This window comes from Ruegeria sp. HKCCSP351, from assembly GCF_017872535.1.
Lineage (GTDB): Bacteria > Pseudomonadota > Alphaproteobacteria > Rhodobacterales > Rhodobacteraceae > Ruegeria.
The window spans coordinates 121531-134437 of sequence record NZ_JAEDOV010000004.1; the positions used below are offsets into that span (position 1 = coordinate 121531).

Sequence of the window (12907 nt, forward strand, 5' to 3'; positions counted from 1 at the left end):
CGCACAAATTCAATATCAGTATCTCAGGCGGAGCAGGACAGTGACCCAAACCAGGATTGCCGTTATCGGCGGATCAGGCATCTATGACATCGATGGGCTGGAAAATGCGGAATGGGTCAGTGTCGATACCCCTTGGGGGGCACCTTCGGATCAGATCCTGACCGGGTCGCTGGACGGTGTCGCCATGGCCTTTCTGCCCCGTCATGGGCGCGGACATGTGCATTCGCCCACCGATGTGCCTTATCGCGCCAATATCGACGCGCTGAAACGGATTGGTGTGACGGATGTGATCTCGGTCTCGGCCTGCGGGTCGTTTCGCGAAAACATGGCGCCGGGCGATTTTGTCATCGTCGATCAATTCATCGACCGGACATTTGCGCGCGACAAGAGCTTTTTCGGAACAGGCTGCGTCGCCCATGTCAGCGTCGCGCACCCGACCTGCCCGCGCCTGTCGGACGCCTGTGAGACCGCAGGCAAGGCTGCCGGTATCACGATCCATCGCGGCGGCACCTATCTGGCGATGGAAGGGCCGCAGTTTTCGTCTCTTGCGGAATCGAAGATGTATCGCGAGCAATGGGGCTGCGACGTGATCGGCATGACCAACATGCCCGAAGCCAAGCTCGCCCGCGAAGCCGAGCTTTGTTATGCCTCAATCGCGATGGTCACCGATTTTGACAGCTGGCACCCGGATCATGGCGAGGTGGATGTGACCACCATCATTGCGACCCTGACCGGCAATGCCGATAAGGGCCGTGCACTGGTCAAAGGCCTTCCCGCCCTGCTGAGGACCAACCGCGCGCCCTGCCCGCATGGCTGTGACCGGGCGCTGGAATATGCCATCCTCACCGCGCCCGAAAAGCGCGATCCGGCGTTGTTGGCCAAGCTGGACGCGGTTGCGGGTCGGATTCTGTAGGTTCTGCGCGACGCGTCGGGCATTGCAGCCGACAGCAGATCGGTTTTCCGGATCACGTTGTTCAAGCGTCCAAGCATGGCATCGACCCTTGCGCTCGAAACTGTCCGGGCACAGGGGATGCGGGTACTTTCTGCCGGGATACTCGCCGCAAGAATGCGACGGTTGTGACGGATCGCACTCGTATCAGTTTTCGTGCAAGTCTCGGCCTGATCCGACCGATTTGAAGGGCCCGAAAGCTGGTCGCCATGAAAATTGTCAAGCACTGGTAGTTTGGCTATAGCGGTACCAAAGGAACGTATTGCGAGCAGACCCTTATGTCTCTGGAACTCTGGCTGGCCTTTGTTGCCGCATCCACCGCCTTGCTGCTGATCCCTGGCCCAACCGTGCTGTTGGTGCTGAGCTATGCGCTGTCCAAGGGGCGCAGCGTTGCCGTGGCCTCGGCCACAGGGGTCGCTGTGGGGGATCTTGTGGCAATGACCGCGTCTTTGTTGGGACTGGGCGCGCTTGTTCTGGCCTCGGCCACCTTGTTTTCCGTCCTCAAATGGGTCGGAGCGGCCTATCTGGTCTGGCTTGGGGTTAAACTGCTGCGCAGCGCCCCGGCAAGTGGTTTGGGAACGGTCGCGACCGGGCGGGATGTCACCCCCCGCAGCGTGTTTGGACATGCGGCCGCAGTCACGGCACTGAACCCGAAATCCATCGCCTTTTTCATCGCCTTTGTGCCGCAGTTCCTGCGCCCGGCTGAACCGCTGGGGCCGCAATTTGCCATCCTGATCGCCACTTTCGTCGGACTGGCCTGGCTGAATGCGCTGGCTTATGCGTTGCTGGCCGACCGGTTGCGGCGGCTGATTGGCCGCGCCAGCGTGATCACCGGCATGACGCGGTTTGGCGGGCTGACTCTGATCGGGATGGGTTTCGCCACGGCAGTTCTGCGCCGCCCGGCCTAACCCTTTTTTCAGTTTTCGGCGTTTTCCTTCATGAACCCGCGGATAAACCGGCGGATTTCGCGGGCAGCTGACGTATCCAGCTCCCTGCACAACTCGACAAACGCGTCGCGCTCATCCTTGTCCAGACGCAGAACCAGCTGACTGTTTTTCTTCGTCGATCCCTTGCCGTCTTTCTTTGGCACGCGCGTTGCTCCTACCAAATGCTCGTTAATTCAGGCGATGCATTGTGTATACATAGCATAGTGATTGTCGTTATCGGACACTTAACAGCACCGGAACGGAAATGGCAATGAACCTTCGAAACACACAAGCCTTTCTTTTGCGGAATCAACGCAATTGAGTAAGCCGCACCTGTCATGTTTGCCTGCCAGACTTTACCGATAAGTCAGATTGCCCAAGGCCCGGGTTTCGCACCGCTGGTGATCGCGCAAATGAATTGTTCCTTGCATGGCTAACCCTCTTGGGCCAAACACGTTTTGGTAATTGAAGCGGAAAAGGGTTGGTTCATGTCAAGGAACAAGACTGTCAAAGACTACATCCGGACGATTGTCGACTTCCCGCATGAAGGAATTCTGTTTCGCGATGTGACGACGCTGTTTGCCGATCCGCGCGGATTTCGGATGGCCATTGACCAGATGCTGCACCCCTATGCCGGGGAACGCATCGACAAGGTTGTCGGCCTTGAGGCGCGGGGCTTTATCCTTGGCGGCGCGATTGCGCATCAGTTGAGCCTGGGTTTCGTGCCGATCCGCAAGAAAGGCAAACTGCCCGGCACAACGATCAGCCAGGACTACAAGCTTGAATATGGTGAAGCGATTGTCGAGATTCACGACGACGCTATCCAACCGGGCGAAAAGATCCTTGTCGTTGACGACCTGCTGGCCACAGGCGGCACTGCGGCGGCGGGCATCAAACTGATCGAGCGTTTGGGCGGTGAGATCGTCTCATGCGCGTTCATTATCGACCTGCCTGACCTCGGCGGGCGCAAAGTACTGGAAGATATGGGCATGGACGTGCATGTCCTGTGCGAATTCGAAGGGCTTTGACGCGACAAGCTTCGGATAGCGAAACAAGAGTCTGAGCCGGGTTCACGCCTTCAGCACCGCGCCGGGATTCATGATGCCATAGGGGTCCAGCGCCGCCTTGATGGCCCGCATCGCGTCCAGCTTTACCAGATCGCCATAGCGTTCCAGATCGTCCGTTTTCATGCGGCCCACGCCGTGTTCCGCGCTGACCGAACCATCAAAGGCGTGGACCAGATCATGCACGGCCCGCTTGACCACAGCGCTCTGACCCTCAAAATCCGACCTGCCCTGCCCTTTGGGGGGAAAGACGTTGTAATGCAGATTGCCATCCCCCAGATGGCCAAAGCAATTGATCCGGAATGCCCCGAGACCGGAAATCACCTTTTCCCCTTGGCGTACAAATTCCGGAATTTCTGAGATCGGTATCGAGATATCATGGCTCGACACCGAGCCGATCAGGCGGTTGGCCTCGGGAATACGCTCGCGCACGGCCCACAACTCACCGCGCTGCGCCTCGCTTTGAGCAATCACGCCATCCTGCACCAGCCCAAGCGCTTGCGCGTGGACAAAGATATCCTCGAGCGCGTCGGACGGAGACTGCCCCGTGGCCAGCCCCAATTCGATCAGAACGCTCCACTCCGGCGGTGTTTCAAACGGTTGCCGGGCATCCGGCAGAACCTCGGACAAGAACTCCAACCCCTGCCGGTGGATCAGTTCGAAAGTGCTGACAGCCTCGCCCACGCGATCACGCGCCAGCGCCAGCAGGGAAATGGCAGCCTCGGGTGACGCCACCTGAAACATCGCCGTCCCGATCGCGGAAGGCCGGGGAAACAGCTTGAGCGCTGCTGCGGTGATGATCCCCAGCGTGCCCTCGGCCCCAATCAGCAGATTGCGCAGGTCATAGCCTGTGTTGTCCTTTCGCAACCGGCTGAGACCCTGCCAGATTTGACCATTGGGCAGAACGACCTCGAGCCCAAGGCACAGGTCGCGCGCATTGCCATAGCGCAAGACGTTGACGCCCCCGGCATTGGTGGACAGGTTGCCCCCGATCCGACAGGATCCCTGCGCCGCCAGCGTCAAAGGAAACAGGCGGTCTTGCGCCTCGGCCGCGGCTTGGACGTCCTGCAAAATGGCGCCGGCCTCGACAATCAGTACATTTTCGGTGGGATAGACGGACCGGATGGCCGTCATCCGTTCCAGCGAAATCACAAGGGGCGCTGGCCCGTGCGGCATCACCTGCCCCCCGACCAGACCGGTTCCGCCGCCATAAGGAACCACCGGAACACGCATTTCGGACGCCACCTGCACCAGCACCGAAACCTCTTCGGTTGTGCGGGGCAAGGCCAGCAGGCCAGCCCGCCCGGCAAATCGCCGGCGCGGTTCTTCCAGATACCGGTCGGCCACCGGGCGCATCACCTGATCGCCCAGTTTCGAGCGGATCAGCGTGGCAATGCGGTCATCAGCGGGGTTCAGACTCATACGTTTTCAATGCCCAACCGGTTCCGCCACGGCAAGCCTTATTCCAGATCAATCAGATAGCGCGGCTCCAGCACGACAACCGTTGGCCGGTCCGGCAAGTCACGCAGAGAGACGGTGATCTCGGACACGCCGTCACGTTCAACCGGGAACTCATCCCGGATATCCACGAGGAAGCGATCCAGCGAAAACTCCGAGAACCAGTGCATCGGAATGATCACCGAGCTTTTCAGCCGCTTCAGAACCGAGATCATGTCAGGCAAGGGCATGGTCGTTCCGCCATCGACGGCGGCCATGACCACATCCAACCGACCCAGCGCAGCAAACTGTTCATCTGACGGTACATGATGCAAATGTCCCAGATGACCGATACACAGCCCTTCGACCTCGAACACGAAGATAGAATTGCCGCGTTCCTCGATCCCGCCATAGGCCGAGCGGATATCAGTCGGGACATTGCGTATCAGCATCTCGCCCAGATCCAGGTGATGTTCGATCCCCTGCCCGAACTCGCCCCATCCCGGCAGGACATGCGGGATCGCCGGGTCGGGATGTGCCGTCCAATGGGTGTCGTGCGCATGGTTCATTGTCACCACGTCGGGAATCAGATCGGCACTGCCGATGAACCCGGTAAAGTCTGTCACCACATTCAACCCGCCACGGGTCTGGATCATAAAGGCGGCATGCGCGATATAGCTGATGCGCACCGAAAACTCCGGCACCGGGTCCTGCCATGCAGCTTTGTGCAGATATTCGATCCCCGGCGCCGCCTCGGCGATGGCGATACAATGGCTCGGCCGCCGCTCCTGCGCCACGGCCCCGCCCGAAATCACCATCAATGCTGCAACCAACCAGCGCATACCCGAAGTGTAGCGCAGATCGCCACCAAGTCATGCCCCTTGTTCATCTGGCCAAAAATATCCCGGGGGAAGCGCGGCTTGCCGCGACGGGGGCAGAGCCCCCTAGCCCGCGTCCGTCTTGCCGCGCCGGTCGGACCGCAGGCTGGCATAGAGAACATGCGTCCGCCATCGCCCGTTGATCTGTAGATAAGACTGCGCCACGCCTTCATATTTGAAGCCCGAGCTTTCCAGCAAACCGCGCGACGCCCGGTTTTCCGGCAGACACGCGGCTTCGATCCTGCTCAGATCCAGACGGGTAAAGGCGTGATGTACCATCGCGCCAATCGCTTCGCGCATGTATCCCTGACGGGCAAAGGATTCACCGGTCCAGTAACCCAGGGTTCCGGCCTGCGCAGGGCCGCGCCGGATATTGTCCAGCGTGATCGCCCCGACCAACACATTGTCTTCACGGCGAAAAAGGAAAAGTGGAATTGCTGTGCCACTCGCGACTGAGCGCTGAGCCCAGTAGACCCGATTGGTAAAGGATTTGCGGCTCAGGTGATCCTTGGCCCAGATCGGCTCCCACGGGGTCAGGTAACCTTTTGAGGCGCGCCGCAACGCCGCCCAATCGTTGAAATCGGAATGTACAGGCGGACGCAAGCTAAGCCGCGCGGTCTCGAGTTTCAGCTTGCGTCTGCCCAACAGCATCACGCTGCACGCCTCTCCTGCAAGTCCGCCAATGTCGGTGCGTCTGCGACCGGTCCGTAAAGCGCCAGCGCCGCCGGGGCCTGAACGGCCATGGTTTCGGCAAAGGCGCGCACGTCCTCGGTGCTGACCGCATCGATCTTGGCAACTGTGTCCTCCAGTGAGGGCACCCGTCCCCAGATCTGCACCAGCCGCGCCAGACGCTCGGCCCGATTCGACGGGCTTTCCAGCCCCATCAGCATCCCGGCCTTCATCTGGGCACGGGCTCGGGCGACCTCTTCGGGGCTCATGTCCTCGGCGGCGCGCTTCATCTCATCGATGGTGATCGTCGCCAGTTCGGCCACCTGATTGGCCGAGGTTCCGGCATAGATCGTGGTTGTTCCGGTATCGGCATAGGCACCGGTCTGCGCAAAGATCGTGTAGCAAAGCCCACGTGCTTCACGCACTTCCTGAAACAGGCGCGAGGACATGCCACCGCCCAATGCGGTCGAATAGATCTGCGCCGTATAGATCGCATCGTCGCGATAGCCGGGACTTTCCAGCGCCAGGGCGAAATGTGCCTGTTCCAGCTCTTTTACCTGACGGGCTTCGCCGCCGGTAAAGCGTGCGATCTCGGGGATCAGACCTTTACGGGATTGCAGATGGCCAAACATTTCTTCGGCCAGTTTCATCAGCATGTCGTGATCCACAGCACCTGCTGCGGACAGGATCATCTGTTCGGGGCCATAATGTTCGGTCACAAAGCCCGACAAATCTTCGCGCGAAAAGGCACTGACCCGCTCGGACGGGCCCAGGATCGTCCGGCCCAGGGGCTGGTCGTGATAGCTCTGCTCTTGCAGCCAGTCAAAGATCACATCATCGGGTGTGTCATGGGCCTGACCGATTTCCTGAAGGATCACGCCCCGCTCGACCTCGATCTCACGTGGATCAAACACCGGGTTCAAAACGATGTCACCGATCACATCCATCGCCAGTGCCACGTCGTCCTTCAAGACGCGTGCGTAATAGGCCGTTACCTCGCGCGAGGTATAGGCGTTGATATAGCCGCCCACATCCTCAATCGCCTCGGCAATTTGCAAGGCCGAACGGCGCTCGGTTCCCTTGAACGCCATATGTTCAAGGAAATGCGCAATACCGTTCTGTTCGATCCGCTCATGCCGCCCACCGGCGGTTACCCAGATGCCGATGGCCGCAGATTGCAGCCCCGGCATATGTTCACTGACGATACGAAACCCGTTCTTCAGTTGGTCTTGTCTGACAGTCACTCAGCGATGTGCCTTTTAATATGATCCTCGAGGGCACCCAGATCATTGGCGATGCGGGTCACCCGTTCCGGACGTTCATACAGATCAGACATGCGGGAGGGAAGAGGCGGATGTTCACCACTCGCCTTCTCGACCGCGGCCGGGAATTTCGCCGGGTGCGCAGTGGCCAGCGTGATCATTGGCACGTCGGCCGCGCGGTGCTCTTCTGCGACCTTGATGCCCACGGCGGTGTGCGGGCAGACCAGTTCTGCGCTGTGCACCAGCGTGGATTTGATCGTGGCCAGCGTTTCCTCTTCGGACACCCGGCCCGAATCGAAATTCTCACGCAGCGCTTCCATCGCCCCCTGACTTATATTGAAGCCACTCTGTTTCAGCTCATCCATCAATTGTGCGATGGCCCCGCCATCTTCGCCATAGGCATAATAGAGCGCGCGTTCGAAATTCGAGCTGACCTGAATGTCCATCGACGGGCTGATCGAGGGGATGGTTTCGCCCTTGAAATACCCCTCGCCCGAGAGGCAGCGATGCAGAATGTCGTTCTGGTTGGTCGCCACCACAAGGCGATCAATCGGCAGCCCCATTCGCTTGGCCAGATAGCCTGCGAAGATGTCGCCAAAGTTGCCGGTTGGCACCGTGAAGCTGACCTTGCGATGCGGCGCGCCAAGGCTGACGGCAGCCGAGAAGTAATAGACGATCTGCGCCAAAACGCGGGCAAAGTTGATCGAGTTCACACCCGCCAATTTCACGCCGTCGCGGAATTCGAAATCGTTGAACATGTCTTTCAGCGCGGCCTGGCAATCGTCGAAATCGCCATCTACTGCCAGAGCATGCACGTTGCTGTCCGCAGGCGTCGTCATCTGGCGGCGCTGCACTTCGGACACGCGGCCATGCGGGAACAGGATGAACACATCCACAGCGTCCAGCCCGCGGAACGCCTCGATCGCGGCTGAACCGGTATCCCCGCTAGTCGCGCCGACGATAGTCACACGGTCGCCACGGCGTTTCAGCGCCACCTGGAACAACTGACCGATCAGCTGCATGGCAAAGTCCTTGAAGGCCAGCGTGGGGCCGTGGAACAGTTCCAGCAGGAAGTGGTTCTCGTTCAGCTGCTTCAATGGCGCGCGAGCATCGTGGCCGAAACCTTCATAAGCGCGGGCGATGATCGCCTTGAACTCATCCTCGGCAAACGAACCGCTGACATAGGGCCACATCACGCGGAATGCGATTTCTTCATAGCTCAATCCGGCCAGCGCCGCGATCTCGTCCTGCGACATCACCGGGATTTCGGCGGGCAGATAGAGGCCACCGTCGCGGGCAAGCCCGGTCAGCATCGCCTCTTCAAACGTCAGTTCGGGCGCCTGCCCGCGGGTCGAGATATATTTCATGTCGCGTCACTTTCAGAATTGGCACGGCTGCGCCACAGGAAGTATCCGGTCATCGCAGCCCAGACCAGAGCCAGGCCAAACCAGGTGATTGCATATTGCAGGTGATCGTTTGGTATGCCCACCGTGTCCACCGGCAGCGGTGTCACATTCGGGTCGGTCTGCGAACGGGCGATCAGCAGAACGGGCTCTGCGCCCAGGGCAGCCGCAAGCGCGGACACATCGCGGGCAAACCAGATGTTGGCGTCGAGATCAGGTGCGGGCGTGTAACTGTCGATTTCATCTGGCCAATGCAGATTGCCGGCGATCTCCATCGGACCGTTTCGCCGCCCGGCCTGTTTGGCCGTGGTCGGGGTGAACCCCCGGTCAATCAGAATGGTCCGGCCCCCGGTGCGAAACGGCTGAATGATGCGATACCCTGCACCGACCTGCTTGAGCGAAACAAGAACGTGGACTTCCGCAGGCTCCATCTCGCCCGACACTGTTACCGGCAGGTATTTGTCCTGATCCGCCGAAACCTGCAGCGGCAGGGAAACCGGCGCAGCCGAGATCCGATCTTCGATCTCGGCCAGAACGTCCTGCTTCCACGCCAGGCGCTGCACCTGCCAGATGCCCAGCGACAGCAGCACGCCCAAACCGGCGAGGCCGAAGATCAGCAGGAACAGGAAACGGCGCATGTCAGGACCAAACTTCTTTGCAGGAACCGGCGTCTTGTTAAGGGGCACGCGGGCTGAATTGCAACCACGCAATTGTATGGGACGCAATCTTGCGCCCCTCATAGAGAAAAAGCCGCCCATTGGGGCGGCTTTTGCAATTGATCAGCCTGACCGGCGTTACATCAGCGGGGCCTGACCCCAAATGTAAACGGCAAAGAACAGGAACAGCCAGACAACGTCGACGAAGTGCCAGTACCAGGCGGCAGCCTCAAAACCGACATGTTTCTCGGGTGTGAAGTCCCCCTTGAGCGCGCGGATCAAGCAGACGGTCAGGAAGATCGTCCCAATGATCACGTGCGCACCGTGGAACCCGGTCGCCATGAAGAAGTTGGAATAGAACTGGTCGCCGCCAAATTCCCAGCCTTCATGCTTGAGAAGTTCGGCGTATTCATAGCCCTGCAGGAAGGTAAAGGCGATGCCCAGAACGATACCGATGGCCAGACCATTGATCAGCGCCTTGCGGTCATTGTCATGCACCAGTGCATGGTGCGCCCAGGTGATCGCACAGCCTGACAGCAGCAGAACCAGAGTGTTGATCAGCGGCAGGTGGAACGGGTCAACGGCATGAATATCCGGCTGAATGTATTCGGTGCCGGCATAGTCGTACATCGGGTACATGCGATGCTTGAAGAACGACCAGAACCAGGCGAAGAAGAACATCACCTCGGACATGACGAACAGGATGAAGCCGTAGCGCAGACCGATGCGGACAACAGGCGTGTGATCACCCTGACGGCTTTCCGCAACCACATCCGACCACCAGGCGAACATCGTGTAAAGCACAGCTGCCAGACCGGCCCAGAACATGAAGGGCGTGATGCCTTGCATCCAGAGAACAGCTCCGAACAGCATGACAAAGCCGCCGACGGCGCCGATCAGAGGCCAGATCGACGGGGCCAGAATGTGATAATCGTGGTTTTTAGCGTGTGCCATCAGCGTCCCTCACCTACAGGCGTTAGTTCGTGTTTGTATCTGCCTGCGCATCGAGGGCGGCATAGCCCTCGGGCAGGTCAATTTCGTAGAATGTATACGACAGCGTGATCGTATGAACATACCTGGCTTCAAGATCCTCGACCATTTCCGGGTCGACGAAGAAAGTCACCGGCATCTCAACGCGCTCGCCGGGTTGCAGCACCTGCTCTTCAAAGCAGAAACAGGCAATCTTCTGGAAATACCCACCCGCAGAATAGGGCGCCACGTTGTAAGACGCCTGCCCGGCAATGGGGCGGTCAGTCGGGTTATAGGCCTCGTAAAAGGCGAGGCCTGTTTCGCCGATGCGCACATCCATCTCACGCACGACCGGCTTGAACTCCCATTGCATGTCCTTGGCCTTGGACGCGTCAAAGCGGATGGTAACGGTGCGATCCAGAATGGTATCGGGGGCGGTTTCGGCAACACCAGTGGTGCCGCCAAATCCGGTCACCCGGCAGAACCAGTTGTAGAACGGCACCGACGCCCAGGCCAGACTGCCCATCAGGACAACCACGCCGACGGTCTGGACAACCGTTTTCTGAGGACCGGACAACGCCATCAGTTCTGAACCTCTTGCGTCGCCCTGTTGAAATCAGTGCCCGAGACCTTGACGATGGTCAGGCCGAAGATGATCACGATAAAGGCAGCCAGCGTCAGGCCGACACCCAGATTGCGGCTGAACCGGCGCTGATGTAGCTCGTGACCTTTGCGAAGGCTCATGACCATCCCCCCAGACCATAGGGTTTCAGCAGGGCTTCGGCCAGAACGGCGCCGAAATGCAGGAACAGATACAGCAGTGACAGCTTGAAAAAACCGCGTTCAACCTTGAAGTTATCGGCCTCGGAATCGTCTTCGGTCCGGCGCGAGATTTTCCACGCGCCCCGCAGGAACAGGATGTTCAGAACCAGTGCAACGGTCAGATAGATCGGGCCGCCAATGCCCGAAAACGCAGTTCCGACGGCCAGCAGGGCCAGCAGAGCTGTATAGACAAGAATATGGACACGTGTCGCGCGGCGACCGTGGGTGACGGTCAGCATCGGCACGCCTGCGTCGTCATAGTCCGAGCGCATGAACAGGGCCAGCGCCCAGAAATGCGGCGGCGTCCACATGAAGGTCAGGGCAAACATCAGCCAGGGCTCGACCGACATCGATCCCGTGGCCGCCACCCAGCCGATCACCGGAGGAAACGCGCCCGCTGCGCCACCGATCACGATGTTCTGTGGCGTCGAACGCTTCAGCCACATCGTGTAGACGACAACGTAGAAGAAGATGGTGAAGGCCAGAAACGCGCCTGCAAACCAGTTGGTCGCAAGGCCCAGCATGATCACCGACAGACCCGACAGAGCCAGACCAACTGCCAGCGCCTCACCTTCCTCGACCTTGCCCGAAGGGATTGGGCGGGATTTGGTGCGTTTCATGACACGGTCGATATCCGCGTCCCACCACATGTTCAGCGCACCTGATGCTCCGCCGCCGATGGCGATGAACAGGATGGCGCAAAATCCGACGAAGGGATGGACAGGAACAGGGGCCGCCAACAGGCCGACCAATGCCGTGAACACGACCAACGACATCACGCGCGGCTTCAGCAGGGCGAAGTAATCGCCAAAGCCGGCCTCGTCCGCTCGGGCGGTCGCAGTGCTGGCATTGATGCTTGCGTCGGTCATTTCCGGTCCTTTTGGGGCGAAAACTGCGCGGATCGCCCGCGCAGCCTGAAATTTGTGTCAGGCGGGGTTGAACCCGCCCCATCGTACTCAGTTCGAGGCGACCTGATAGCTTTGCGGCAGGCCCGCATATTCTTCGATCGCACCTTGCAGCCATTCGTCATAGACTTCCTGGCTTACGACCTTGACGGTAATCGGCATATAGGCGTGGTCCTTGCCGCACAGTTCCGAACACTGACCAAAATAGATGCCTTCCTTGTCGGCCTGGAACCACAGTTCGGCCAGACGTCCGGGCACACCGTCCTGCTTTACGCCAAAGGCCGGGATGGTCCACGAGTGAATCACGTCGGATGCAGTCACCTGCATCACGATGACCTTGCCGACCGGAACGACAACAGCGGTGTCGGTGGCCAACAGCCATTCATCATCGCTGTAGCCTGCATCGATCAGCTTGGCGCGCATTGCGTCATCCAGAACAAACGGCGTCACGTCCGCGTCCGCAGGGCGTGCGCCCTCGTCCAGGGTCGCCGGGTGGCCCAGCAGATAGCTGTCAAATGCGAAATCGTGATCAACATACTCGTAGGTCCAGTACCACTGGTTGCCGACGACTTTGATGGTAATGTCACCTTCCGGGATTTCCTGCTGTTTGAAAAGAACCGGCAGCGAGAACGCGCCAATAAACACCAAAATCAAGATCGGACCCAAGGTCCAGGCGATTTCAACAGGGGTATAGTGCGAGAAACGCGCCGGGGTCGGGTTTGCGCGCTGATTGTAGCGCACGATGCAATAGACCAGCAGAGCTGCAACCAGCAGACAGACTGCGGTGATGATCACGAGAATCATGCCGTCCAGCTTCTGGATTCCTGTGGCAAGGCTGGTGGCCGCGGGCTGAAAGCCCATGCCGCCGTCTACCGGCTTGCCGATAATCTCAAGCTCCTGAGCCATGGCGGGTAGGCTGGAGAGGGCTGTCATAAACCCTGAAAGCATCAAAGCATTCTTCATGTTC

The 12907-nt window shown here is 59.5% G+C and carries 15 protein-coding genes; 3 read left to right on the forward strand and 12 right to left on the reverse strand.

Translation table 11 applies throughout. The features are described from left to right. Positions 1-40 precede the first annotated feature (40 nt). Together I9182_RS10230 and I9182_RS10235 are read left to right on the forward strand one after the other, a co-directional pair. Complete coding sequence (locus I9182_RS10230; RefSeq protein ID WP_209598171.1) at positions 41-913, forward strand: S-methyl-5'-thioadenosine phosphorylase; 873 nt, start codon at positions 41-43, stop codon at positions 911-913. Between the two features lie 314 nt (positions 914-1227). Next, the gene (locus I9182_RS10235) at positions 1228-1857 is read left to right on the forward strand and encodes a LysE family translocator (RefSeq protein WP_209598172.1); all 630 of its coding nucleotides are present in this window, start codon (positions 1228-1230) and stop codon (positions 1855-1857) included. 8 nt (positions 1858-1865) lie between these two features. Here I9182_RS10235 and I9182_RS10240 read toward each other — a convergent pair whose 3' ends face one another. Further along, positions 1866-2039: a hypothetical protein gene (locus tag I9182_RS10240; RefSeq protein WP_209505622.1), complete on the reverse strand. Its 174-nt coding sequence runs from the start codon at positions 2037-2039 to the stop codon at positions 1866-1868. Between the two features lie 324 nt (positions 2040-2363). Here I9182_RS10240 and I9182_RS10245 point away from each other — a divergent pair, with 324 nt between their 5' ends. Continuing rightward, a complete protein-coding gene (locus I9182_RS10245) occupies positions 2364-2903 on the forward strand; it encodes an adenine phosphoribosyltransferase (RefSeq protein WP_209505620.1) in 540 nt (179 codons plus the stop codon). A 42-nt stretch (positions 2904-2945) separates the two neighbouring features. Here I9182_RS10245 and I9182_RS10250 read toward each other — a convergent pair whose 3' ends face one another. From I9182_RS10250 to coxB, 11 genes are all read right to left on the reverse strand, one after another. Next, on the reverse strand, positions 2946-4361 hold the full coding sequence (locus I9182_RS10250; protein ID WP_209598173.1) for an FAD-binding oxidoreductase: 1416 nt from the start codon (positions 4359-4361) through the stop codon (positions 2946-2948). Positions 4362-4399: 38 nt separating this feature from the next. Then, complete coding sequence (locus I9182_RS10255; RefSeq protein WP_209598174.1) at positions 4400-5218, reverse strand: MBL fold metallo-hydrolase; 819 nt, start codon at positions 5216-5218, stop codon at positions 4400-4402. A gap of 102 nt (positions 5219-5320) precedes the next feature. Further along, the gene (locus tag I9182_RS10260) at positions 5321-5905 is read right to left on the reverse strand and encodes a GNAT family protein (protein ID WP_209505614.1); all 585 of its coding nucleotides are present in this window, start codon (positions 5903-5905) and stop codon (positions 5321-5323) included. Further along, complete coding sequence (locus tag I9182_RS10265) at positions 5905-7167, reverse strand: pitrilysin family protein (protein WP_209598175.1); 1263 nt, start codon at positions 7165-7167, stop codon at positions 5905-5907. Before I9182_RS10265 ends, I9182_RS10260 begins: the two co-directional genes overlap by 1 nt. After that, positions 7164-8552 carry a threonine synthase gene (gene thrC, locus I9182_RS10270; protein ID WP_209598176.1) on the reverse strand — a complete coding sequence of 463 codons (1389 nt, stop codon included), beginning with the start codon at positions 8550-8552 and terminating at the stop codon, positions 7164-7166. The genes I9182_RS10265 and thrC overlap by 4 nt, the downstream gene beginning before the upstream one ends. Next, on the reverse strand, positions 8549-9226 hold the full coding sequence (locus I9182_RS10275) for an SURF1 family protein (RefSeq protein ID WP_209598304.1): 678 nt from the start codon (positions 9224-9226) through the stop codon (positions 8549-8551). Before I9182_RS10275 ends, thrC begins: the two co-directional genes overlap by 4 nt. Before the next feature lie 156 nt (positions 9227-9382). After that, positions 9383-10198 (reverse strand): cytochrome c oxidase subunit 3, encoded by an 816-nt coding sequence (locus I9182_RS10280; protein WP_209505605.1) that lies wholly within the window; start codon positions 10196-10198, stop codon positions 9383-9385. Between the two features lie 22 nt (positions 10199-10220). Beyond that, the gene (locus I9182_RS10285) at positions 10221-10796 is read right to left on the reverse strand and encodes a cytochrome c oxidase assembly protein (protein WP_209598177.1); all 576 of its coding nucleotides are present in this window, start codon (positions 10794-10796) and stop codon (positions 10221-10223) included. Next, positions 10796-10957 (reverse strand): hypothetical protein, encoded by a 162-nt coding sequence (locus I9182_RS10290; protein ID WP_209505601.1) that lies wholly within the window; start codon positions 10955-10957, stop codon positions 10796-10798. The genes I9182_RS10285 and I9182_RS10290 overlap by 1 nt, the downstream gene beginning before the upstream one ends. After that, a complete protein-coding gene (gene cyoE / locus I9182_RS10295; RefSeq protein ID WP_209505591.1) occupies positions 10954-11904 on the reverse strand; it encodes a heme o synthase in 951 nt (316 codons plus the stop codon). Before cyoE ends, I9182_RS10290 begins: the two co-directional genes overlap by 4 nt. An 87-nt stretch (positions 11905-11991) precedes the next feature. Beyond that, entirely contained in the window at positions 11992-12903 is a 912-nt protein-coding gene (gene coxB, locus I9182_RS10300; RefSeq protein WP_209505589.1) for a cytochrome c oxidase subunit II, read from the reverse strand. Positions 12904-12907: the final 4 nt, after the last annotated feature.

Excerpts from the sequence above, each read along its gene's own strand:
- I9182_RS10235 (WP_209598172.1), top strand. The coding sequence starts at position 1,228 with ATGTCTCTGGAACTCTGGCTGGCCTTTGTTGCCGCATCCACCGCCTTG.
- I9182_RS10245 (WP_209505620.1), top strand. The coding sequence starts at position 2,364 with ATGTCAAGGAACAAGACTGTCAAAGACTACATCCGGACGATTGTCGAC.
- I9182_RS10250 (WP_209598173.1), bottom strand. The coding sequence starts at position 4,361 with ATGAGTCTGAACCCCGCTGATGACCGCATTGCCACGCTGATCCGCTCG.
- I9182_RS10255 (WP_209598174.1), bottom strand. The coding sequence starts at position 5,218 with ATGCGCTGGTTGGTTGCAGCATTGATGGTGATTTCGGGCGGGGCCGTG.
- I9182_RS10260 (WP_209505614.1), bottom strand. The coding sequence starts at position 5,905 with ATGCTGTTGGGCAGACGCAAGCTGAAACTCGAGACCGCGCGGCTTAGC.
- thrC (WP_209598176.1), bottom strand. The coding sequence starts at position 8,552 with ATGAAATATATCTCGACCCGCGGGCAGGCGCCCGAACTGACGTTTGAA.
- I9182_RS10275 (WP_209598304.1), bottom strand. The coding sequence starts at position 9,226 with ATGCGCCGTTTCCTGTTCCTGCTGATCTTCGGCCTCGCCGGTTTGGGC.
- I9182_RS10280 (WP_209505605.1), bottom strand. The coding sequence starts at position 10,198 with ATGGCACACGCTAAAAACCACGATTATCACATTCTGGCCCCGTCGATC.
- I9182_RS10285 (WP_209598177.1), bottom strand. The coding sequence starts at position 10,796 with ATGGCGTTGTCCGGTCCTCAGAAAACGGTTGTCCAGACCGTCGGCGTG.
- I9182_RS10290 (WP_209505601.1), bottom strand. The coding sequence starts at position 10,957 with ATGAGCCTTCGCAAAGGTCACGAGCTACATCAGCGCCGGTTCAGCCGC.
- cyoE (WP_209505591.1), bottom strand. The coding sequence starts at position 11,904 with ATGACCGACGCAAGCATCAATGCCAGCACTGCGACCGCCCGAGCGGAC.
- coxB (WP_209505589.1), bottom strand. The coding sequence starts at position 12,903 with ATGAAGAATGCTTTGATGCTTTCAGGGTTTATGACAGCCCTCTCCAGC.